Here is a 21243-nt window from a genome sequence, read left to right as displayed (position 1 = left end):
GGCGATGCGTCGTCTCCCTGCCCTGCTCGCGGCCGATCCCGCCGCCCCGTTCCCGCCGCCGTCCAGCGCCCTGCGCGAGCCGGACGGCCTGCTCGCGGTCGGCGGCGACCTGTCGCCGACGCGCCTGCTCGCGGCCTACGCCCAGGGCATCTTCCCCTGGTACTCCGACGGCGAGCCGATCCTGTGGTGGAGTCCGGACCCGCGCACCGTGTTCCGCAGCGACGGCGTGCGCCTGTCCTCGCGCTTCCGCCGCAGCCTGCGCCACTGTCCGTGGACCGTGCGCGCCGACACCGCCTTCGCCCAGGTCATCGATGCCTGCGCGCAACTCCCCCGCCGCGGCCAGGACGGCACCTGGATCACCGCGCCGATGCGCGACGCCTATCTGGCCCTGCACCAGGCCGGCCACGCGCATTCGGTGGAAGTGTTCGACGGCGACGAGCTGGTCGGCGGCATCTATGGGGTGGCGCGCGGGCGCATGTTCTTCGGCGAGAGCATGTTCAGTGCGCGCAGCGGCGGCTCCAAGGTCGCGCTGGCGGCACTGGCGCGGCGCCTGCACGGCTGGGGCTGGCCGCTGATCGACGCGCAGGTGGAGAACGACCACCTGCTCAGCCTGGGCGCCGAGCGCTGGCCGCGTGCGCGGTTCCTGGACACCATCGCGCCGCTGGTGGCGGCGACTGCCGAGACCGCGCCGTGGACGCTGCGCTTCGGCACGCTGGCGGCCGCGGAACTGGCCCAGGGCTGAGCGGGATTAACGCAAACTTTGCATGGCGCGGCCCAGGCGAGTAAAATCCTCGCTCTTCAGGCCTTTGGCCGTTCCGAATCGCACAGGATTACATGTCGAAAGACGACTCCATCGAATTCGAAGGCACCGTCAGCGAGACGTTGCCCAATACCACGTTCCGGGTCAAGCTGGAAAACGGGCACGAAATCATCGCCCACATCTCCGGCCGCATGCGCAAGAACTACATCCGCATCCTGACCGGCGACCGGGTGAAGGTCGAAATGACCCCGTACGACCTGACCAAGGGTCGCATCACCTACCGCATGAAGTAATCCGCCCCGGGCGGACATGAAGAAGGCGGCCACTGGCCGCCTTTCGCGTCTGCAACGATGGAACGACGGTGACCTCGCCAGGCGGCTGCAGCCTCTGCAGCCGCCTTTCGTCGTGCCTGTCGGCCCGGCCTCAGTCCACCGTCGCCGGCAGCAGGCGCTCCGGCTCGGCCTGGGTATCGACCACCAGCTCGCCGTCGCGCACGTCGATGGTGACGCGGCCGCCGTTGACCAGCTTGCCGAACAGCAGTTCGTCGGCCAGCGGGCGCTTGACCTTGTCCTGGATCACCCGTGCCATCGGCCGCGCGCCCATCAGCGGGTCGAAACCGTGCTGGGCCAGCCAGTCGCGCGCGGTCGGGGTCGCCGACAGCGACACGTGCTTCTCCTGCAGCAGCATCTCCAGTTCGATCACGAACTTGTCGACCACGCGCAGGATGTGGCTGAAGGCCAGCGGCTGGAACTGCACCACCGCGTCCAGGCGGTTGCGGAACTCCGGGGTGAAGCTGCGGCGGATGATCTCCATCGCATCGGTGGAATGGTCCTGCTGGGTGAAGCCGATCGAGCGCCGCGAGGCCTGGGTGGCACCCGCATTGGTGGTCATCACCAGGATCACGTTCTTGAAGTTCGCCTCGCGCCCGTTGGTGTCGGTGAGCACGCCGCGGTCCATGACCTGCAACAGGATGTTGAAGATGTCCGGATGCGCCTTCTCCACCTCGTCCAGCAGCAGCACGCAGTGCGGAGTCTTGACGATCTTCTCGGTCAGCAGGCCGCCCTGGTCGAAGCCGACGTAGCCCGGGGGCGCACCGATCAGGCGGCTGATCGAATGCGGCTCCATGTACTCGGACATGTCGAAGCGCACCAGCTCGATGCCCAGTTGCAGCGCCAGCTGCTTGGTGACCTCGGTCTTGCCCACGCCGGTGGGGCCGGCGAACAAGAAGTTGCCGATCGGCTTTTCCGGATTGGCCAGGCCCGAGCGCGCCAGCTTGATCGACGAGGCCAGCGTCTCGATCGCCGGATCCTGGCCGAAGATCACCATCTTCAGGTTGCGCTCCAGGTGCTGCAGCACGTCCTTGTCGGTGGCGCTGACCTGCTTGGCCGGGATCCGCGCCATCTTGGCGACGATGGTCTCGATCTCCTCAATGTCGATCAGTTCCTTGCGCTGGCCTTCCGGCAGCAGCCGCTGGCGCGCGCCGGCCTCGTCGATCACGTCGATCGCCTTGTCCGGCAGCAGCCGGTCGCCGATGTGCTTGACCGACAGGTCCACCGCCGCCTGCAGCGCGTCGTCGGCGTAGGTCACGCCGTGGTGCGCCTCGTACTTGGGCTTGAGGCCCTGGAGGATCTCGAAGGTCTCGCCCACGGTCGGCTCGACGATGTCGATCTTCTGGAAACGCCGCGCCAGGGCGCGATCCTTCTCGAAGATGCCGCGGTATTCCTGGAACGTGGTCGAACCGATGCAGCGCAGCTCGCCCGAAGACAGCGCCGGCTTGATCAGGTTGGAGGCGTCCATGGTGCCGCCGGAGGCGGAGCCGGCGCCGATGATGGTGTGGATCTCGTCGATGAACAGCACCGCGTTGGGCACCTTCTTCAGCGAGGTCAGCACGCCCTTCAGGCGCTTCTCGAAGTCGCCGCGGTATTTGGTACCGGCGACCAGCGCGCCCAGGTCGAGCGAGAAGATCACCGCGTCGGCCAGCACCTCAGGCACCGTGCCCTCGACGATGCGCTTGGCCAGGCCCTCGGCGATGGCGGTCTTGCCGACGCCGGCCTCGCCCACGTACAGCGGGTTGTTCTTGCGGCGGCGGCACAGGACCTGGATGGTGCGCTCGATCTCGTCGGCGCGACCCACCAGCGGATCGATGCGGCCATTGCGGGCCTGCTCGTTCAGATTGGTGGCGTACTCGGCCAGGGCATCGCCCTTGGGCTCGCCCTCGCCCGCCTCGCCCTTGGGCTCGCCGTCGGACGGCGCGGCGTGCTCGCCGTCCTCGCCCATCTTGGCGATGCCATGGGACAGGTAGTTGACGATGTCCAGGCGGGTGATGTCCTGCTGGTTCAGGAAGTACACCGCGTGCGAGTCCTTCTCGCCGAAGATCGCCACCAGCACGTTGGCGCCGCTGACTTCCTTCTTGCCCGAGGACTGCACGTGGTAGACGGCCCGCTGCAGCACCCGCTGGAAGCCCAGGGTGGGCTGGGTGTCGCGGCCATCGTCGTCGGCCAGGCGCGCCACCGAGGCTTCGATGGCCTGTTCCAGGTCGCCGCGCAGGCGGTCGACGTCGGCGCCGCAGGCCTTGAGCACGGCCTGGGCGGAGGGATTGTCGAGCAATGCCAACAGCAGGTGCTCCACCGTCATGAACTCATGACGGGCTTCCCGGGCGCGCTTGTAGCACTGGCCGATGGTCTGCTCGAGATCTTTGCTGAACATGGTGTACTCCGACGTCTGTTGCCGACAATATGTGGCTTGAGTTGCGAATTTCCACAACCCTATCGGATCAGTGTGTTCACACCGCGTTAGTCCGGGCAAACCGGTGACCGACGCCTCCCACTATCAGGCTTTTTCCATCGTGCACAACAGGGGATGCTGGTTCATCCGCGAGAACTCGTTCACCTGAGCCACCTTGGATTCAGCCACCTCGCGGGTATAGACCCCGCACACCCCGCGGCCGCGGGTATGCACGTGCAGCATCACCTGGGTGGCGCGCTCCAGGTCCAGGGAGAAGAACTGCTGCAGCACGGTCACCACGAAGTCCATCGGGGTGTAGTCGTCGTTCAGCAGCAGCACCTGATACATGGGCGGGCGGGCGACTTCCGGCTTGCCGGTCTCCACCATGACGCCATGATCGTGCTCGGGGGAATTCTTGCGGGGCATCCGCCCATTATATACGGGGCCTGCCGGCCAGGATTGGACGATCGCCGGCCCTGCCCGCACAATTCCCCTCCTTTCGATGGCGCTCCGCATGCATTCGACGATGTTCCCCAAGCTTCCGCTGCTCGCCGCGCTGCTCGCCGCCACCCTGCCGGCCGCCGCCGAGACGCCGGATGCGGCGCTGGGCAAGCGCCTGCAGGCGCTGGGCTACGACGTACAGGCGGACGAGGACGGCGACTATCAGGTGCTGTTCGGCCTGCGCGACCACGGGCAGGAGCGCAAGCAGCTCACCTATGTGCGCTCGCCGGTGGAGACCTTCGGCAGCTACCGCATCCGCGAGGTGTGGTCGCCGGCCTACCAGGCGCAGGGCGACAGCCTGCCCGCCAAGGTCGCCAACCGGCTGCTGGAGGATGCGCAGTCGGACATCCTCGGCGGCTGGGTGCGCCAGGGCGGCACCGCGGTGTTCGTGGTCAAGATCCCCGCCGATGCCGACGATGCGGCGCTGCGCGAAGCACTGGAGGCGGCCGCGCGTGGCGCCGACGCGATGGACGCCGAACTGAACGGCGGCAAGGATCTGTTCTGATGACGGCGGCCGCGGAACCCTGGCAGCCGGACGTGACCGTGGCCACGGTGGTGGTGCGCGACGGACGCCTGCTGCAGGTCGAGGAAGCCATCGCCGGTGCGCTGGTGTTGAACCAGCCGGCCGGCCACCTGGAGCCGGACGAGAGCCTGATCGAGGCCGCGGTGCGCGAGACGCTGGAGGAAACCGGCTGGCAGGTGCAGCCGACCGCGTTCATCGGCGCCTACCAGTGGAAGGCCGACACCGGCCGCCACTACCTGCGCTTCGCCTTCGCCGCCGATCCGGTCGCGCACGATGCGCAGCGGCCGCTGGACACCGGCATCGTGCGCGCGCTGTGGATGACCCCGGCCGAACTGGAGGCCGAAGCGCCGCGCTGGCGCAGCCCGCTGGTGTGGCAGGTGGTGGCCGACTACCTGGCCGGGCGCCGCTACCCGCTGGATCTGCTGCGGCAGGTGGCATGAGCGGCGCAGCGGTCATGGTCGGGGTCTCCGGCGGCGTGGATTCGTCGGTGGCGGCCTGGCAGCTGGTCCAGCAGGGCGCGGCGGTGTCCGGCCTGTTCATGCAGAACTGGGCCGACGACGGCAGCGGCGACTGCCGCGCCGACGACGACCGCCGCGATGCGGTGGCGGTGTGCGGGCGACTGGGCATCCCCTTCCATTTCCGCGACTTTTCGCAGGAGTACTGGCAAGGCGTGTTCGCGCACTTCCTGGCCGAATATGCCGCCGGGCGCACGCCCAACCCGGACGTGCTGTGCAACCGCGAGGTCAAGTTCAAGCATTTCCTGGACGCGGCGCGCGAGCTCGGCGCCGAGCGCATCGCCACCGGCCACTACGCGCGGGTGGACAGCCTCGGCGGTCGCTGGCGGCTGCTGCGCGGGCTGGACCGCAACAAGGACCAGAGCTACTTCCTGCACCAGCTGGGCCAGGCGCAACTGGCCGCGACCCTGTTCCCGGTCGGCGAACTGCCCAAGGAACAGGTGCGCCGCATCGCCCGCGAAGCCGGCCTGCCGACCCACGCCAAGAAGGATTCCACCGGCATCTGCTTCATCGGCGAACGCGATTTCCGCGAATTCCTTGGCCGCTACCTGCCGGCGCGGCGAGGCGAGATCCGCGACCCGCACGAGCAGGTCGTGGCCGAGCATCCGGGGGTGTTCTACTTCACCCTGGGCCAGCGCGAGGGCCTGAACATCGGCGGGGTGCGCGGCCGCGCCGCGGCGCCGTGGTACGTGGTCGGCAAGGACGTCGCCCGCAACGTGCTGTACGTCGACCAGGACCGCGACAGCCCCTACCTGATGGCCAACGGGCTGCAGTCCGAGGCCGCCCACTGGATCGCCGGTGCGCCGCCGGCACGGCGCTTCGAGTGCACCGCGCAGACCCGCTACCGCCAGGCCGACGAGCCCTGCACGGTCGAGGTCGGCGACGACGGCACTCTGTCGGTCCGCTTCGCGCGCCCGCAGCGCGCCGTCACCCCCGGGCAGTCGCTGGTGCTGTACCTAGGCGAGGAATGCCTGGGCGGCGCCGTGATCGCCACCACCGATGCCCCGCTGGAGCGCCGCCTGGCGCAGCAGGCCCCCGCCGTACACGAGGACCCCATTCGATGACCGATTCCATGGACGCGCGCATGCTGGCGCTGGCGGGCATGGCCCAGGCCCTGCAGCAGGTGCGGCGCATCGCCGAGACCGGCCAGTCCGAGGCGTCGCTGGTGCGTACCCTGCTCGACAGCGTGTTCCGCATCGACGCGCCCAGCCCCGAAGCGGTCTATGGCCGCCGTGCCGACCTGGCGCCGGGCCTGCGCCTGCTGCACAACTACTTCCGCAACCAGGGCCAGGACGAGGTGCTGCCGCGGCTGGCGCTGGCGGTGATCCAGCTGGAACGGCGCTTCGCCGGCGATGCCGAGACCGACGCCAAGGTCGATGCCGGCCTGGCCCGGATCGCGCCGCTGCTGGAGCGCCATGCCGACAGCACCCACCCCGAGGTGATCGCGGCGTTGGGCCAGCTCTACGCCGACACCATCAGCCACCTGCGCCCGCGGGTGATGGTGCAGGGCAACCCGCATTACCTGGGTCAGGCCGGGGTGGTGGCGGAGATCCGCGCACTGCTGCTGGCGGCGGTGCGTTCGGCGGTGCTGTGGCGGCAGATGGGCGGCAGCCTGTGGGATTTCCTGCTGGCCAAGCGGCGCATGCGCGAGACCGTGGACCGCGCCTTGCGCTGAGTCCCCGGGGTGCCGGCGCCGGGCCGGCAGCGCCGCCCGCGGTGGTTCTGCGACGCGGATCGTACGAATGTCGGCAGGTTTCGATGATCCGCGCACCACGTTGCTAAAGACCCGGGGGGGGCGGCCGATACAGCAATCGTGAATCTGCCGAGAACTTCCATGTACTCACGCCTCCTGATCCGTCTGGCCGCCCCGCTCGCCCTGACGCTGCTGTTCCCCATCGCCGCCGGCTTCGATTGGCCGGCCCCGGTCCGTTGGGCCATCCTCACCACCATGACGCTGAGCTGGCTCGGTTTCGCCGGCTGGACCGCGTACAGCCAGAGCCGGCGCTCGCCGGAGCAGGCCAAGGTCATGCGCGAGCAGGACCACCTGCTGACCGAGCTGCGCAGCTTCGTCGGCAACGAGATCGAGGGCTCGCGCTCGGAGATCGAACGTGCCCGCGAACTGATCCGCCAGGCGGTCAGCGGCCTGGGTGGCAGCTTCGAGGCGATGAACCGCAAGTCGCGGCAGCAGAGCGTGGCGCTTGCCCGCATCGTCGACCGCGCCGGCGAAGACGGCGGCGCCGGGGTGGACGTGGCCCGCTTCGCCCAGCATGCCAGCCAGCGCATGGAGCAGCTGGTGGAGGCGCTGGAGCAGGTCAGCGGCCAGAGCAGCACCACGGTGCACTACATCGACGACATGTCCCAGCACCTGGACGGCATCTTCGCCCTGCTGGAGGACGTCAAGTCGATCGCCGACCAGACCAACCTGCTGGCACTGAACGCGGCGATCGAAGCGGCGCGCGCCGGCGAGGCGGGCCGCGGCTTCGCGGTGGTGGCCGACGAGGTGCGCAACCTGTCCGAGCGCTCGACCACCTTCAACGAGCAGATCCGCAAGCTGGCGCACAGCTCCAAGGACGCCATCGCCAAGGTCCGCGAGACGGTCTCGAACATGGCCTCCCGCGACATGGACCGCTCCCGCGAGGCGCGGGCTGAGGCCGCGGCGATGCTGGACAACGTGGCCGCGATCAACCACTCGCTGGGCGACGGCATGCGCGAGATCTCCGAGTGCGGCCGCGCCATCGACAGCAGCGTCGCCGAAGCGGTGCGCGCCCTGCAGTTCGAGGACATCGCCACCCAGGCCCTGGGCGGCGTGCACACCCACCTGGACCGCCTGACCGCGATCAACCGCGAGGCCGTGGCGCTGCAGGAACTGCTGCACCGCAATGGCGGCGTGTTCGACCACGAACTGCTCGACGCCCTGCAGCGGGTCGGCAACCGCCTGCGCGACATGCGCACCGAGTGGGAGCGTCCGCCGCACAAGCCGGTGGCGCAGCAGAGCATGGGTGCCGGCACGGTCGAGTTGTTCTAAGTCCGCCTTGTCGCGCTCCGCGCCATGAACCGACGAGTCCCCGGCCCCTGCCGGGGCTTGTCGTCTCTGCCCTTCCCGTCCGGCCCCGTCGATGTCGATGCATCTCCAGTCCCTGTCCCGAGTTGCGGCCATGTCCTGCGATGACAGCAGCGGCGCGCACGTGCCTGCGTCCGAGCCGGTGGCCGCACCCGGCATCCGGCCGGTGACCGCACCGCGCCAGCCCGGCCACGCCCTGCGACGGCTGGAAACGCTGGCCCAGGCCGAACTGCGGCAGTTGCTGATCGCACGCGCACCGGCGCAGCAGGACGCGCGCATCGCCGACCCGGTCTGGGCCGGCCTGGCCTGGGACATGGGCCTCAACGGCAGCGCGGTCGCCGCTGCCGGCACGCCGGCGCCGCTGGTGCACTTTCCGCTGTACGACGGCGATTGAGTCGATCGCGGCGGTTGCGTTGGCATCGCGCGGTGCCTAATGTGGCAGCGCGCTCGGGGCGCCGCGCTAGAGAGTCACCCGGCCCCAATCTCTCGATTTTGCTTGCTGCAGGAGGCCGGGCAGCCCGTGCATTCTTCGCGGCTGCAGGAGCGGCTTCAGCCGCTAAAGGCGATACCGGAAATGCTCCTGTCGCGGCTGAAGCCGCTCTTGCGAGGCGACGGCTGGTTTCACTGAACCACGACAACAAGCAGCGATGCGCGATGCCATTCGGTCGCGAAACGCGAGCGACACGTGCCTGGCCGGCCGCATGCAGTCGGGACTGAAGTCCCTCCCACAACGACTCCGACCAGATCGCGACATCGTTGCTGCAAAGGCGCATTCGGCGGCGAGCTACGACACATCGACCGACCGGCGTCGCATCCAGGCGCGTGCCTGAACCCTTCTCCCAATAGCGAGCGCCCGGCCGTGGGCAAGCGTCATTGTGGGAGCGACTTCAGTCGCGACGCGTGATGCCGTCCGGCGCTTCGATGCGCCTGCAGTCGGGACTGAAGTCCCTCCCACAACGACTCCGACCAGATCGCGACATCGTTGCTGCAAGGCGCATTGGGCGGCGAGCTACGACACATTGACCGACCGACGTCGCATCCAGGCGCGCGCCTGAACCCCTCTCCCACCGGCCGTGGGCAAGCGTCACTGTGGGAGCGACTTCAGTCGCGACGCGCGATGCCGTCCGGCGCTTCGATGCGCCTGCAGTCGGGACTGAAGTCCCTCCCACAACGACTCCGACCAGATCGCGACATCGTTGCTGCAAGGCGCAGTGAGCGGCGAGCAAGGCCATGCCTGACGCCGTTCCTGCAATGTTGGCCGTCGGGTCGCGGCTGAAGCCGAAACTGCGCACAGCCTGAAATCCCCGCGATCAGCTCGGATTCTCCAGCGAGAACAGGTCCGCCTGCTTGTCGTAGGCGAAGTATTCGGCGTAGCGCGCCCAGCTGGTGACCGCCTGCACGGTCTCCGCCGCGTAGGCCTCGGACATGTGGTCTTCCAGTTCGTCGCGGAAGCGGCGCGCCGGTGCGTGATGCGCCGGGCGTTCGTCGAGCACGCGGCGGATGTGCGCGGCCAGCGGCACGTAGGTGGCCAGGTGCTGGGCGAACAGTTGCTTGCGCGCGTCGGTCCCGAGTTCGGCGAAGCGCTGCCCGGCCGGGGTCAGCTGCAGGTCGCCCTGTTCGAACACGGCGAAACGCAGCAGTTGCAGGGTCTCGGCGATCGGGAACAGTTCGTCCACTTCCAGCTGCAGGCCGGCCGCCAACGGCGGCAGGTCGGCACGGCCGTGGTAGGGCTCGGCCGCCACCGCTTCGATCAGGCCGGCCAGCAGGTTGCTCGAGACGCGCGGCAACACCATGGCGATGCCGCTGCCCGGGAACACGCCCTCGCGGGTCTGCGGCCGCTGCGGGCTGGCAGTCATGCGCGCATAGATGTCGTCGACCAGGGCGCGGAACGCCGGCGCCAGGCGATTGCGCGGCTGCGGCAGGGTCACTTCGATCTCGCCGATCACCCGACCCGGATTGGCGCCGAAGATCACGATGCGATCGCACATCAGCACCGCTTCTTCGATGTTGTGGGTAACCATCAGGATCGATTCGATCGGCATGCGCCCTTCCGACCACAGGTCCAGCAGGTCGGTACGCAGGGTCTCGGCGGTCAGCACGTCCAGCGCCGAGAACGGTTCGTCCATCAGCAGCAGCTTCGGCCGCACCACCAGCGCCCGCGCCAGGCCCACGCGCTGGCGCATGCCGCCGGACAGTTCCTTCGGGTAGGCGCCCTCGTAGCCGTCCAGACCGATCAGGTCGATCGCCGCCAGGGCGCGCCGGCGACGCTCGTCGGCGGCCACGCCGCGCGCCTCCAGGCCCACTTCCACGTTCTGCAGCACGGTCAGCCATGGGAACAGGGCGAAGCTCTGGAACACCATGGCGATGTCGTCGGCGACCTGGCCCGGCGCGGCATCGCGGAAGGCGATGCTGCCGGCGCTGGGCTGCAGCAGCCCGGCGATGGCGCGCAGCAGGGTCGACTTGCCCGAGCCGGAACGGCCGAGCAGGCCCACGATCTGCCCCGAATGCAGGGTCAGGTCGACGTCCTCCAGCACCACCAGCGGCGTCGCCCCGCCCTTGTCGTAGGTCTTGCGCACACCCTGCACGCGGACCAGCGGGGCGCGCTCGGGCACGCTTGCGGAATAGCTCATGGTCGGTCTCCAGGAATCAGTCGAAACGCAGGCGGCGTTCGGCGAAGACGTACAGACGTCGCCAGACCGCACGGTTGAAGAGGGTCACGAACAGCGACATCACCGCCACCCCGAGCAGCACCCGCGGGCCGTCGCCGGCGGCGGTGGCGCGGGCGATGTAGGCGCCGAGGCCGTAGGCCTGCACCTGGGTGTGGCCCCAACTGGCCAGTTCGGCCACGATGCTGGCGTTCCAGGAACCGCCCGACGCGGTCAACGCACCGGTGATGTAGTACGGGAAGATGCCGGGCAGGATCACCCGCCGCCACCAGGTCCACGAGCGCAGGTGGTAGATGGTGGCGGCCTCGCGCAGATCGGTGGGAAACGCGCTGGCGCCGGCGATCACGTTGAACAGGATGTACCACTGGGTGCCGAGAATCATCAGCGGCGACAGCCAGATGTTGGGATCGGCGCCGGTGCTGACGATGGCCAGCACCGCGAACGGGAACAGCACGTTGGCCGGGAACGCGGCCAGGAACTGCGCCAGCGGCTGCACCCGCTGCGCCACCTTCGGGCGCAGCCCGATCCACACCCCGATCGGCACCCACACCACGCTGGCCAGGGCGATCAGCACCACCACCCGCAGCAGCGTGGCCAGGCCGCCGCCGAAGGCCTCGGCCAGGTCGTGCAGGCCCAGGTGGCGGCGGCCATAGTCGTAGGCGAACCACGCCGCGGCCGCACCGGCCAGGGCCAGCGCCGCGCTCCACAGCCGATCGCCCCACACCCCGCTGCGGCCCGGTGCGCGCGGCGCCGCCACGGGCTGCGGCTGCTGCCGCGGCGCCCAGCGCACCAGCATGGCGCGCTGCCAGACCCAGGCCAGCGGCGCGACCAGGCGCTTGGCCAGGCGCGTGCGCCGCAGCAGGTCGTACAGCCACGACTGCGGCTTGTCCTGCGAGGCGGTGAGTTCGGCGCGGAACTTGTCCGACCAGGCCACGATCGGGCGGAACAGCAACTGGTCGTACAGGGCGATCAGCACCGCCATCGCCACCACCGCCCAGCCGACCGCGGCGAAGTTGCGCTGCGCGATCGCCAGCGCCAGATACGAGCCGATGCCGGGCAGTTCCAGGGTGTGATCGCCGACGCTGATCGCCTCGGAGGCGACCACGAAGAACCAGCCGCCGGACATGGACATCATCATGTTCCAGATCAGCGAGGGCGTGGCGTACGGCGCCTCCAGCCGCCAGAAACGCTGCCAGGCGCTGAGCCCGAAACCGCGCGACACCTCGTCCAGGTCGCGCGGCACGTTGCGCAGCGACTGGTAGAACGAGAACGCCATGTTCCAGGCCTGGCTGGTGAAGATGGCGAAGATCGAAGCCAGTTCGGCGCCGATCTGCCGGCCGGGGAACAGGCCCAGGAAGAAGGTCACGGTGAAGGTAAGGAAGCCCAGCACCGGCACCGACTGCAGGATGTCCAGCGCCGGCACGATCACCCGCTCGGCGCGCCGGCTCTTGGCGGCCAGGGTCGCCACCACGAAGGTGAACACCAGCGAGGCGGCCATCGCCGCGAACATGCGCAAGGTGGTGCGCAGGCCGTATTCGGGGAGCTGCCACAGGTCCAGCGACACCGCGGCGGTGCCGGCCGGCGGCAGCGGCGCGCGCATGTCGGATGCGCCATGCAGCAGCAACGCACCCAGGCCCAGCAGCAGCGCGAACACCGCAAGATCGTGCAGGTTGGGCAGTACGCCGGGGCGTGCGGCGAGCTGTCCGGGCGCGGAGCGGTCGCGGGCGAATGGCAGCATGGGAAGATCCGGCAGGAGCGGCAGCGAACGCCGCAGGAAAAAGGACGCTGGCGCGGGTCGCGAAGCGGACCGCCCAGTGTGACCGGGGAAGATGTACGCCGTGCGTCAGCCGCTGCCGGCCGCGCGGGTGTCCCCAGACAATGCGGTGCACGCACGCCGTCGCCACACGACGCAACCGCGCAGCGACGGACGGCTCAGGGAGGATGGCGATGGCAGGCGCATGGGCGGCTCCGACGATGGGAACGCCAGGGGCTACGCTCGGAGTCCTCGCGGATCGGGCTTGCGCATTCTCGGAATCAAGGCCAGCCGCGCGGGGCTGGCGAACGATCCCGTCCTGAGCGGACGGGACCCATCTGGGACGACCCAGACCGTGGCGGTCCTGTCAGCTCTGTCGCTGCAGCGTCGGTCTAGGATGACTGTCCAAGGAAGGTGGCCTCTGGCCGGAAAACGATGGGCGCGCGCAGTATAGCCAGCTGCTGCGTCGCCGCAAGTCCGTGCGGCGCACGCGGCGCCGCACATTCACTGCGCAGCCAGCACCAGCCGCGGGTGCGTGGCCGGCGCCACCTGCTGGCGCGCGCGCAACCAGGCGGCCAGCTCGCGCGGCGGCAGCGGCCGCGAGTGCAGATAGCCCTGGATCTCGTCGCAGCCCTGCTCGCGCAGCAAGGCCTCTTCCTGCACCGTTTCCACGCCCTCGGCCACCACCTGCATGCCCAGCGCGTGGCCGAGCTGCACGATCGCCTGGGTGACCTTGGCGGTGCCGCTGTCGTGCAGCATGTCCTGCACGAAGCTGCGGTCGATCTTCAGGCGCTGCACCGGGAAGCGATTGAGGTAATGCAGGTTGGAGAAGCCGGTGCCGAAGTCGTCGACCGCCAGCAGCACGCCTTCCTGCTCGAACAGTTCGAAGCAGCGGCGCAGCGATTCGCTGTCGCGGATCAGCGCCGACTCGGTCAGCTCCAGCTCCAGCCGCTTCGGCGACCAGCCATTGCGCTGGCACAGCTCGATGACCCGTTCGGCGAAGCCGCGGTCGCGCAACTGCATCGCCGAGACGTTCACCGAGACCCGGTCGAAGCTCAGCCCCGCCGCATCCCAGGCCGCGGCCTGGCGGCAGGCCTCGCCGATCACCCAGTCGCCCAGGCGCACGATCTCGCCGCATTCCTCGGCGATCGGAATGAACTCGGCCGGGTTGCAATGGCCGTGGCCGGGGCGGTGCCAGCGCAGCAGCGCTTCCACCGCCGGCGCGCGCTCGCCCGCCGCGTGCACCAGCGGCTGGTACACCAGCGAGAACTCCTCGCGGTCCAGCGCGCCATGCAGCGCATGCTCGATCTCCAGGCGCCGCTGCGCGCGCAGCAGCACGTCCTGGCTGTAGTAATGGCAGGTGTTGCGTCCGGACTCCTTGGCCGCGTACATCGCCGCGTCGGCGGCGCGCAGCAGGCCGTCGAAGTCCTGGCGCCCCTCCTCCATCAGCGCGATGCCGATGCTGGCGCCGATCTTGATCACGTTCTCGCCGCTGTGCAGCGGCTCGGCCAGCGCCGCGATCAGCTTGCGCGCCACATGCCCGGCGTCGCCCGGCTCGGCCAGGTCGCGCAGCACCACCACGAACTCGTCGCCGCTGAAACGGCCGAACAGGTCGCTGGTGCGCAGCTGCTGGTGCATGCGGGTGGCCGCCAGCTTCAGCAGCGCGTCGCCGGTGGCGTGGCCGAAGGAATCGTTGATGCTCTTGAAGCCGTCCAGGTCGACGAACAGCATCGCCAGCGTGGTGCCGCGCTCCACCGCCTCGTGCATCGCCTTCTCGGCCTGCTCGCGCAGCAGCTGCCGGTTCGGCAGGCCGGTCAGCAGGTCGTAGTGGGCCAGCAGCTCGATGCGCTCGCTGGCCTCGCGTTCGCGGGTGATGTCGCGGAACAGCACCACGAAGCGCGGCGGCAGGCCGTCGCGTTCGTCCAGCTCGATCAGCACCTGCACCCAGATGCGCTGCCCGGACGGGCGGTGGAAGCACAGATCCAGTTGCTCCGGCAGGCCGCCCTCGGTGATGCGCACCAGCGCCGACTCGAACGCATCGCGCGAGTCCTGGGTGTACAAGGCCAGCGCGTGATCCAGATCGATGGCCTCCTTGCGCAGGCCATGGATGCGGTAGCACTCCTCGGTCCACTGCATGCGCCGGGTGCCGACCTCGATCTCGCAGCCGCCGATCTTGCCCAGCGCCGAGACGCGGTTGAGCAGTTCGGTGCGCCAGCGGATCAGGGCGTCGGTCTGGCGCTGCTCGGTGATGTTCTGCACCTGGCCGAGCACGCGCTGGATGCGGCCGTCGGCCTCCACCTGCGGCTGCGCCCACACCCGCAGGTGCAGCGGCGACTCGCTGCCACACACCAGCTCGACCTCGAAGTTGGCCGGCTTGGCCTCGCGGGCCATGCGCCGCCAGACCGAGATCAGCTGCGCCATCGAATCGCGGCTGAGCAGGCGCAGCCACCCGCGGCTGCTCGGCGCCTGCTGTTCGTCCAGCCCGGTGACGCGCAGGAATTCGCGCGAGCACCACACCCGGTCGCGCAGCGGATCCCAGGACCAGCTGCCCATGCGGGTCATGCGCTGCGCCTCGCGCAGCAGGGTCTGCTGGTCGCGCAGGCGCTGCTCGAGCAGCTTCTGCTCGTGGATGTCGGTGTGCGTGCCGATCATGCGCAGCGGGCTGCCGTCGGCGGTGCGCGCGACGATGCGGCCGCGGTCCAGGATCCAGTGCCACTGCCCGTCCTGCCGGCGCAGGCGGAACTCGCACATATAGGTTTCGGTGCGGCCCTCGAAATGCGCGCGGATCGCCTGGCGCAGGCGCTCCTGGTCGTCGCCGTGGACCAGCGGCAGCAACGCGTTCAGGCCGTCGGCCGGAGCATCGCCGGCGTAGCCGAGCATCCGCTTCCAGCGCTCGGAGCGGAAGATGGTGTCGCTGGGAATGTCCCAGTCCCACAGCCCGTGCTCGGCGCTGTCCAGGGCGATCTCCCAGCGGGTGGCGCCGTCGCTGCCGACCGGTTCGGGCACGCTGAGGGTGTAGGCCAGCAGGCCGCCGCTGTCGTCGCGCACCGCGCGCAGCCAGCCGTCCAGGCGTCGCCCGGCGGTGCCGGGCAAGGCGCAGGCCAGCATGGTCTCGCCGCCGAACAGGCGCTCGCGGGCCGCACGCAACAACTCGGCGTACGCCTCCACGGTGCGCGGCAGCTCCAGTGCCTGCGCTGCCCGGTTCGCCGCCAGCGGCCTGCCGTCGGCGTCCAACAGAACGAGCGCCGAGGTGAGCGGGTGCTGCAGCAAGCTTGCGATGACGCCTTGATCCACGCCGAGATGCTCCGTTTCGCCGCCCTGAAGGCCAGCGGTCGAAGGTGATAACGGCACCCGGCGGCATTAATTGAGCGCCCGCACCGCCCGACCATGGGCCGCGGCGGCCGTCAGCGGCTAAGATGTCCGCCGGACACGGACCACCGCAGCAGGCTGCCGGGGCATGCAACCACAACGCGACAGCTCCCTGCCCAATCAGGCGACCTCCGGCATGCGCCTGGCGCAGCGCCTGGACCGCGGCATCTGGAGAGTGGTGCTGCTGTACGTGCTGCTGGGACTGGCGCTGTCGATCGGCAGCGACCTGGTTTTGGCGCATTTCGTAGACGATCCCCGCACGTTGATCGTCCTGCAGTTGGTCAACGACGCCCTGTTTCTGACCCTGACCGCAATCGCCCTGTACTACCTGCTGCGCCCGCTGGTGCGCGCCGCCGTGCAGGCGCACACCCGGCTGGCGCTGTCGGAGGCCGGCTACCGGCAGATGTTCCACGCCAATCCCAGCCCGATGCTGGTCTACGACCTGGAAAGCCTGCGCATCCTCGACGTGAACCCCACCGCGGTCGCCTTCTTCGGCTGGTCGCACGACGAGTTCGTCGGCCTGGAGCTGGCGCGGCTGTGGCCGCCCAGCGCCAGCGCCCGCCTGGCCGAGGTGATCGAGACGATCCGGCAGACCCCGTCCAAGACCTGCGTGGTGGCCGAGCCGCTGCGCCTGCGCGACGGTAGCCAGTGCATGGCCGAGGCGCGCAGTACCAGCCTGGACTACCACGGCCGGCAGGCGCGGCTGGTGGTCATCAGCGACCGCAGCGCCGAGTACGACGCGCAGCGCCGCCGCGACCAGGCCCTGCAGCATCTGCAGGAGGCGCAGTCGATCGCGCGGCTGGGCTCCTGGCAACTGGACCGGGCCAGCGGCCTGGGCAGTTACTCCGAGCAGGTCTACCGGATGCTCGGCCGGCGCGTGCCGGACCAGCCGCGCCAGCACCGCCTGGAAGAGCTGCTGGTCCCGCCCGACGTGGCCTCGCAGGCGCGCATCCAGCGGGTGATCGAGGACCTGTGCGGCAGCGCGCCGCTGCAACTGGACATGCTGCTGCCGGTGCTGGCCGCCGACGGCCAGGCGCGCATGCTGCATCTGCGCGCCGAATCGTCCAGCGACGACGCAGGCGGCGCCTGCGTGCACGGCACCCTGCAGGACGTGACCGAGCACGAGCGCTCGCGGCGCCTGCTGCACGAGCGCGAGGAGCAGTTCCGCGAACTGGTGCGGGTGCTGCCGGACGGTGTGGCGATCCTGCACCAGGAACACGTGCTGTACGCCAACGCCGCCTGCGCCGGGCAGTTCGGCTTCGAGGGCGAGAACCTGCTCGGCGAGCCGCTGCAGGGCCTGGTCGACAGCGCCGACCTGGCGCTGGTACGGCAACGGATGGGCGCGGCCGGGGCCAAGGGCGAACGCGGCGCCACCGCGCGCATGTGCCGCCGCGACGGATCGCTGTTCCATGCCGGGCTGTCGTTCGGCAACGTCCGCTACAGCGGCCGCGACTGCAAGCTGCTGATCGTGCGCGACCTCAGCGAACCGGAACGCATGCGCGACGCGCTGGCGCAGAGCAACCGCGAACTGCAGGCGATGGCGCGGCGCCTGTTCTCGCTGCAGGAAGACGAGCGCCGGGCGATCTCGCGCGACCTGCACGACGACATCGGCCAGGCGATCACCGCGATGAAGCTGTCGGCGCACGCGGCGCTGGACGAGACCGACGCCGAGCGCCGCCGCGAGGACCTCAGCGAGATCGTGAGCCTGGCCGACAGCAGCATCACCAAGCTGCGCAACCTCTCCACGCTGCTGCGGCCGCCGCAACTGGACGCGCTGGGCCTGGAAGCGGCGTTGCGCTGGCAGGCCGGCATGCTGTTCCGCGCGTCGCCGGTGCGCCTGCACCTGGACATCGCCACCCTGCCCGAGCGCCCCAGCGGCGAGGTCGAACAGGCCTGCTTCCGCATCGCCCAGGAGAGCCTGACCAACGTGCTGCGCCATGCCAGCGCCGGCGAGGTGCGGATGACCCTCGGCGACGAGGAACGCCAGCGCCTGCGCCTGGAAGTGGTCGACGATGGCGACGGTTTCGATCCGGCCGGGCCGCGCGGCCTGGGCCTGATCGTGATGCGCGAGCGCGCGCAGAGCGCCGGCGGTACCCTGCAGATCGACACCGCGCCCGGCGCCGGCACCCGGGTGACGCTGTGCCTGCCCTACACCACCGCGGCACCACCGTCGCCCCCGCCTGGAACCTGAGCCGATGTGGAATCCCGCCAGCGCCGTACCCGTGGACGACGAACTGCCGTCGCGCCTGGGCGCGGGCCATCCCGCCCTGACCGGCATGATCGCCGAGGCGCTCGCCGGCGGGCCGGGGGTGATGCTGCTGCACATCGACATCGACCACTTCGCCTCGATCAACGAGAACATGAGCCCGGAGGTCGGCGACCAGGCGCTGGCCCTGCTCGCGCACCGGCTGCAGGCGCACCTGCGCGGCCGCGGCCTGTTGTGGCGCCACGGCAGCGACGAACTGGTGATGGCGGTACCGCGCACCGCCGACGTGCCGCCGCCGGAAGCCTTCGCCGAGGAGATCCGGCAGCAGATCGAACTGCCGCTGTCGGTGCTGCCGTACACCCTGTTCATGACCGGCAAGATCGGCGTGAGCCTGTGCCCGGAGCATTCCACGCGGCTGTCGACCCTGCTCGACTTCGCCGAGGATGCGGTCTATCAGGCCGCGCGCGAAGGCGGCAACCTGGTGCGCCTGTACGCCGCCGACGGCCCGCCCAGCGCGCACAGCGAGAGCATCATCTCGCGGCAGATCGTCGACGCCATTCCCAACGGCGAGCTGCGCCTGCGCTACCAGCCGATGGTCAGCGCCCGCGACGGCCGCGTGGTCGGCATGGAATCGCTGCTGCGCTGGCAGTCGCCGACCCTGGGCATCCTGGTGCCGGAGCGCTTCATGCGCACCGCCGAGCGCCTGGGCGTGATCGTGCAGATCGGCACCTGGGTGATGGAAGGCGCGCTGCGCCAGGCGCGGCTGTGGCGCGACCAGGGCTTCGACGACTTCACCATCGCGGTCAACGTCTCCACCCTGCAACTGCTGCGCCCGACCTTCTTCAACGAGGTGATGTCGGCGCTGCAGGCGGCCGGGGTGCCACCGCAGATGGTGGTGCTGGAGATCAACGAGAGCGCGCTGACCAACAACGTCAACTTCGTCCACGAGACCTTGGCTAATCTCTGCCGCGAAGGCATCAGCCTGAGCTTGGACAACTTCGGCACCGGCGATTCCAGCCTCAGCGCACTGGTGCGCTACCCGGTGGACAAGCTGAAGATCGACCGCAGCTTCATCAAGAGCGCGCCGGCCGGCAACCGCGAGGCGGCGATCGCCCGCGCGATCATCGCCATGGGCCACCAGCTGGGCATGGTGGTGATCGCCAACGGCGTGGAATCGCAGGCGCAGCTCGGCTTCCTGCGCCGCAACGATTGCGACATCTTCCAGGGCTATCTGTTCGGCGAACCGATGTCCGCCGAAGCGGCGGGCATGGCCCTGCGACGGCGCTACCTGCGCCCGGAATCGTTCACCGAGACCCGCCCGGACCGCACCCTGCTGCTGCTCGACGACGAAGAGAACGTGCTGCGCTCGCTGGTGCGGCTGTTCCGCCGCGACGGCTACCGCATCCTCGCTGCCGGCAACGTCCGCGACGCCTTCGACCTGCTCGCCACCAACGACGTGCAGGTGATCCTGTCCGACCAGCGCATGTCCGACATGAGCGGCACCGAGTTCCTGGGCCGGGTGAAGATGCTCTACCCCGACACCATCCGCCTGGTCCTGTCCGGCTACACCGACCTGGCCACCGTCACCGACGCGATCAACCGCGGCGCGATCTACCGCTTCCTGACCAAGCCCTGGAACGACGACGAACTGCGCGAACACATCCGCCAGGCCTTCCGCACGCACGACGAACAGCGGCGGGATGCGGGACCCTGAGGGGCTGGGAGTGGGGAATCGGGAATGGGGAATGGGAAAAGCCGCATCGCGGCTTTTCTTTTTTCAGGTCAGTTCACTGAAACGACATCGGGTGCGGAAAGCGGCAGCGGCAGTGTACCCGCTGTTCCGATTCCCCATTCCCGATTCCCCATTCCCAGCTACTTGGGCTGCCTAACCGGAATCACGATCCGGAACGTCGAGCCCTCGCCCACGACGCTGCTCACGTCGATGCGGCCGTGGTGCTTGTTGACGATGCCGTAGGAGATCGACAGGCCCAGGCCGGTGCCGCTGCCGACCGGTTTGGTGGTGAAGAACGGGTCGAAGATGCGCTGCAGCAGGTCCGCCGCAATGCCGGCGCCGGAGTCCTTGAACTCGATCCACACCTCCTCGCCGTCCTGGCCGGTGCTGACCACGATGGTGCCGCGCTCGCCGATCGCCTGGCCGGCGTTGAGCAGCAGGTTCATGTACACCTGGTTGAGCTCGGACGGCAGGCACTCCACCAGCGGCAGATTGCCGTAGTGGCGCTCCAGGGTGACCTTGTACTTGAGCTCGTTCCAGATGATGTTGATCGTGGATTCCAGGCCCGAGTGCAGGTCCACCAGCTTCCACGACTCCTCGCGGCCGGAATAGGAGAAGTCCTTGAGGTCGCGGACGATGCGGGTCACCCGCTCGATGCCTTCGCGCGACTCGGCCATCAGTTGCGGCAGGTCGCGGCTGATGAAATCGATGTCGAAGCGGTTGCGGATGTCGTCGATCTCCGGGATCAGCGCCTTCGGATCCGGCGCGCGCAGGGCGCGCTCGTAGGCCTCGATCAGGGTGAACAGGCTGCGCAGGTATTCCTGCAGGCTGCCCAGGTTGGAATGGACGTAGCCGATCGGGTTGTTGATCTCATGGGCGACGCCGGCGGCGAGCTGGCCGATCGAGGCCATCTTCTCCGACTGCAGCAGTTTTTCCTGGGCGCCGTTGAGGCGCAGGTAGGCCTGGCGCAGCTCGGCGTGGCGTTGCTGCAGTTCCTGCTCGTAGTCCTGCTGGCCTTCGATGCCCTGGATCAGCATCAGGTAATGGCCGCCGTCCGCGTCGGCGTGGAAGTACAGGTGCGCCAGCACCACGTGCTGTTCGGTCGGCAGGCTGCCGCTCCAGCGGCCACTGCTGCGCGCCTGCGACAGCGCGTCGCCCGGCAGCCACTGCGCCAGATGCGAGGCCAATGCGCCGGTGTCGGCGCTGGAGGAGAGATGGCGGCGCGCGGCGCTGTTGGCGAGCAGCAACTGGCCGTCGGCGCGGAACAGCACCACGCCTTCGTACAGCAGTTCGCTCAGGGCGAGCAGGTTCTCGCGTGCGGGCAGGACGAGCGGTGCGTTGGGATTGATTTCGGCGAAATTCACGACAGGCGGCGGGCGATCGATGGATGCCCAATATACGCCGTTGCCGCCGGCGGATGCGCGTCCCGCAGT

16 protein-coding genes are annotated in these 21243 nt (G+C 69.4%); 10 read left to right on the top strand and 6 right to left on the bottom strand.

The window, feature by feature from the left end; all coding sequences use genetic code 11:
- Positions 1 to 4: 4 nt before the first annotated feature.
- Positions 5 to 742, top strand: a complete 738-nt coding sequence (gene aat / locus CEK66_RS10550; protein WP_152236882.1) for a leucyl/phenylalanyl-tRNA--protein transferase — start codon at positions 5 to 7, stop codon at positions 740 to 742.
- A gap of 92 nt (positions 743 to 834) precedes the next feature.
- Positions 835 to 1053 (top strand): translation initiation factor IF-1, encoded by a 219-nt coding sequence (gene infA, locus CEK66_RS10545; protein WP_004425677.1) that lies wholly within the window; start codon positions 835 to 837, stop codon positions 1051 to 1053.
- Between the two features lie 130 nt (positions 1054 to 1183).
- On the opposite strand, the gene clpA is transcribed toward infA, so the two are convergent.
- Positions 1184 to 3466, bottom strand: coding sequence for an ATP-dependent Clp protease ATP-binding subunit ClpA (clpA, locus tag CEK66_RS10540; RefSeq protein WP_017908259.1), 2283 nt, complete (start codon positions 3464 to 3466; stop codon positions 1184 to 1186).
- A 123-nt stretch (positions 3467 to 3589) separates the two neighbouring features.
- A complete protein-coding gene (gene clpS, locus CEK66_RS10535; protein ID WP_010341728.1) occupies positions 3590 to 3910 on the bottom strand; it encodes an ATP-dependent Clp protease adapter ClpS in 321 nt (106 codons plus the stop codon).
- A gap of 76 nt (positions 3911 to 3986) precedes the next feature.
- On the opposite strand from clpS, the gene CEK66_RS10530 reads away from it, so the two are divergent.
- From CEK66_RS10530 to CEK66_RS10505, 6 genes are all read left to right on the top strand, one after another.
- Positions 3987 to 4490 (top strand): hypothetical protein, encoded by a 504-nt coding sequence (locus CEK66_RS10530; RefSeq protein WP_152236881.1) that lies wholly within the window; start codon positions 3987 to 3989, stop codon positions 4488 to 4490.
- The gene (locus tag CEK66_RS10525; protein ID WP_017908262.1) at positions 4490 to 4948 is read left to right on the top strand and encodes an NUDIX hydrolase; all 459 of its coding nucleotides are present in this window, start codon (positions 4490 to 4492) and stop codon (positions 4946 to 4948) included. Before CEK66_RS10530 ends, CEK66_RS10525 begins: the two co-directional genes overlap by 1 nt.
- A complete protein-coding gene (mnmA, locus tag CEK66_RS10520; RefSeq protein ID WP_152236880.1) occupies positions 4945 to 6087 on the top strand; it encodes a tRNA 2-thiouridine(34) synthase MnmA in 1143 nt (380 codons plus the stop codon). Before CEK66_RS10525 ends, mnmA begins: the two co-directional genes overlap by 4 nt.
- Complete coding sequence (gene hflD, locus CEK66_RS10515) at positions 6084 to 6698, top strand: high frequency lysogenization protein HflD (RefSeq protein ID WP_017908264.1); 615 nt, start codon at positions 6084 to 6086, stop codon at positions 6696 to 6698. The genes mnmA and hflD overlap by 4 nt, the downstream gene beginning before the upstream one ends.
- Positions 6699 to 6857: 159 nt before the next feature.
- The gene (locus tag CEK66_RS10510) at positions 6858 to 8048 is read left to right on the top strand and encodes a methyl-accepting chemotaxis protein (RefSeq protein ID WP_017908265.1); all 1191 of its coding nucleotides are present in this window, start codon (positions 6858 to 6860) and stop codon (positions 8046 to 8048) included.
- 130 nt (positions 8049 to 8178) lie between these two features.
- Positions 8179 to 8478: a hypothetical protein gene (locus CEK66_RS10505; protein WP_017908266.1), complete on the top strand. Its 300-nt coding sequence runs from the start codon at positions 8179 to 8181 to the stop codon at positions 8476 to 8478.
- Between the two features lie 916 nt (positions 8479 to 9394).
- Here CEK66_RS10505 and CEK66_RS10500 read toward each other — a convergent pair.
- The 3 genes from CEK66_RS10500 to CEK66_RS10490 form a co-directional block, all read right to left on the bottom strand.
- Entirely contained in the window at positions 9395 to 10714 is a 1320-nt protein-coding gene (locus tag CEK66_RS10500; protein WP_010341738.1) for a nitrate/sulfonate/bicarbonate ABC transporter ATP-binding protein, read from the bottom strand.
- 16 nt (positions 10715 to 10730) lie between these two features.
- Entirely contained in the window at positions 10731 to 12488 is a 1758-nt protein-coding gene (locus tag CEK66_RS10495; RefSeq protein ID WP_152236879.1) for an ABC transporter permease subunit, read from the bottom strand.
- Between the two features lie 519 nt (positions 12489 to 13007).
- Positions 13008 to 15797 carry a bifunctional diguanylate cyclase/phosphodiesterase gene (locus tag CEK66_RS10490; RefSeq protein ID WP_026143349.1) on the bottom strand — a complete coding sequence of 930 codons (2790 nt, stop codon included), beginning with the start codon at positions 15795 to 15797 and terminating at the stop codon, positions 13008 to 13010.
- 163 nt (positions 15798 to 15960) lie between these two features.
- Between CEK66_RS10490 and CEK66_RS10485 the strand changes: the two genes are divergently transcribed.
- Positions 15961 to 18063, top strand: a complete 2103-nt coding sequence (locus tag CEK66_RS10485) for a PAS domain S-box protein (protein ID WP_226978571.1) — start codon at positions 15961 to 15963, stop codon at positions 18061 to 18063.
- A gap of 4 nt (positions 18064 to 18067) precedes the next feature.
- Positions 18068 to 19792 (top strand): EAL domain-containing protein, encoded by a 1725-nt coding sequence (locus CEK66_RS10480; protein ID WP_010341742.1) that lies wholly within the window; start codon positions 18068 to 18070, stop codon positions 19790 to 19792.
- Between the two features lie 158 nt (positions 19793 to 19950).
- Here the strand turns inward: CEK66_RS10480 and CEK66_RS10475 are convergent, their stop codons facing one another.
- Positions 19951 to 21174 carry an ATP-binding protein gene (locus CEK66_RS10475; RefSeq protein ID WP_017908564.1) on the bottom strand — a complete coding sequence of 408 codons (1224 nt, stop codon included), beginning with the start codon at positions 21172 to 21174 and terminating at the stop codon, positions 19951 to 19953.
- Positions 21175 to 21243 lie beyond the last annotated feature (69 nt).

Source organism: Xanthomonas sp. LMG 12460, assembly GCF_009192895.1.
GTDB lineage: Bacteria > Pseudomonadota > Gammaproteobacteria > Xanthomonadales > Xanthomonadaceae > Xanthomonas_A > Xanthomonas_A sontii.
The sequence above is the reverse complement of the archived record's forward strand: the minus strand, read 5'-3'. Positions and strand labels throughout refer to the sequence as shown.